This window comes from Treponema sp. R8-4-B8 (assembly GCF_054786175.1).
Map to the genome: position 1 here is coordinate 1 of NZ_BDHE01000081.1, position 1,813 is coordinate 1,813.

Annotated in this window: 3 protein-coding genes; all 3 read left to right on the plus strand. The window is 39.9% G+C overall.

Going from position 1 to position 1,813, the window contains the following annotated elements; all coding sequences use genetic code 11:
• Positions 1-616, plus strand: a 616-nt coding sequence (locus ACYVRA_RS06355; protein ID WP_461251908.1) for an SDR family NAD(P)-dependent oxidoreductase, incomplete at its 5' end; no start/stop codon positions are given.
• 55 nt (positions 617-671) lie between these two features.
• Entirely contained in the window at positions 672-1,565 is an 894-nt protein-coding gene (locus ACYVRA_RS06360) for a 2-oxo acid dehydrogenase subunit E2 (protein ID WP_461251909.1), read from the plus strand.
• A 19-nt stretch (positions 1,566-1,584) separates the two neighbouring features.
• Positions 1,585-1,813: hypothetical protein (locus ACYVRA_RS06365; protein WP_461251910.1), on the plus strand; the 229-nt coding region annotated here is incomplete at its 3' end.

Genomic DNA, 1,813 nt, shown 5'->3' on the forward strand with positions numbered 1-1,813 from the left:
CGATATTTATAATACGGAAAAGCGCATTGACGTATTAGTCAATAACGCCGGCGGCGGCATTACCGGCTCGGTTGAAAAAACTGACCCGGCGGACGCGAGAAAATTATTTGAAATTAATTTTTTCGCCCAATTTGAAGCCGTCAAATACGCGATACCCTATATGCGAAGCGGCGGCGGCGGAACAATTATTTTTATCGGCTCTGTCGCGGGAGCCTTGCATGTTCCTTTTCAGGCTTTTTATTCATCTAGCAAAGCCGCCGTTGAAGCGCTTTCAAACTGCCTTCGCGGGGAGCTTGCCCCGTTTAATATAAAGGTTACGACTATCCAGCCGGGAGACACCCGCACTAATTTTACGGAAAAAAGGGAAAAAAAATTTGATGAAAACGACAAGGATTACGGAGATCGTATTTCCCGTTCAATTAAGATCATGGAAGAGGACGAGCGTAAAGGCATGTCTCCCGTGAAAACGGCGCAAATAATTTACAAGGCGGCAAAAAGCAATAATCCTAAACCGGTTTATACGGTCGGCTTTTCGTACAATATTTTTACCTTGCTTAATAAGTTATTACCAAAACGTCTTGTACAGTATATACTCAATACTATGTACGCGAAATGAAATATTTTTTGTTATTATTAGCTGTTAAAATTGTAAAGCAAAAGGAGGCAAACAAATGTTTACAAAAAAACGGCCAGACGGGACATATCTAAAAAATTTGCATTTTTTTACCCAGCTTCTTCCCTACCTTATGCCGACCCGCTCTGAGGCGGCAATTTATTTTGAACAGGAATTTGACGTTACCAAAACGCTTGATTACGTCAACAGGAAAAGAAAAGATTCTAACGGCGAATTTAAAATCACCATGTTTTACATTTTTCTCTATGCCGCGGTAAGAGTGATAGCGCAAAGGCCAAAAATGAACCGTTTTGTTTCAGGTTTCCGCTATTACCAACGGAACCGCATTTCATTTAACTTTGTCGCTAAAAGAGAGTTGAGCGACGAAGGCGAAGAAGTTAATGTAACCATGTCATTTTCGCCATTGATGTCCCTTGATGAATTCTGCAAGAAAATAAATGATAACATCTCATCTATTAAGAAGGGTTCCGGAACAAGCGCGGAAAAAATAAATTCTCTTATTACGCACATGCCGCGTTTTATTATTAAGCTCATTTTCGGCATATTCAGGTATCTTGATTACCATAACGGGCTTCCAAAGTCAATAATTGATTCCTTGCCGTTTTACAGCACCATATTTTTTACAAATACCGGAAGCGTAGGAATTGACGCGCCATTTCACCATAATTTTGAAATTGGCAACTGCGGCATATTTTGCGCGATAGGAAAAATATTAAAAGAAAAACGTATAAATCCTGACGGAACCGATGAAACCAGAGATAAATTAAAAATTACAATGACCTTTGACGACAGAATCACTGACGGCATTTACTGCGCCCGCGCCGTTGATATGGTGCGCGATCTTGTTGAAAATCCAGAAAAACTTGAAACACCGCTTGAATTAACAGAGGAACAGTTATCAAAACTCGGTCTTGCCAAGGGCGAATTGTAAAAAAATGAGGGAATAAATTATGTATGAAAAACAACCGTGGTTAAGCCAATACGGCGCGACGCCTGTCAGTCTTGAATATCCTGACCTTTCCATGTATGGGTTATTCAAAAAAAGTTACAAAGATTACTCTAATACTGACGCGCTTATTTTTTTTGGCAAGAGAACAAAATGGCCGGTTCTTGATCAAAAGATAATAAACATGAGCCGTAAATTCGCGCAAATAGGGCTTAAAAAAGGCGATATGGTTA

What these genes read in the sequence shown, in the direction of transcription:
- ACYVRA_RS06360 (WP_461251909.1), top strand. Translation starts at nt 672, where the DNA reads ATGTTTACAAAAAAACGGCCAGACGGGACATATCTAAAAAATTTGCAT.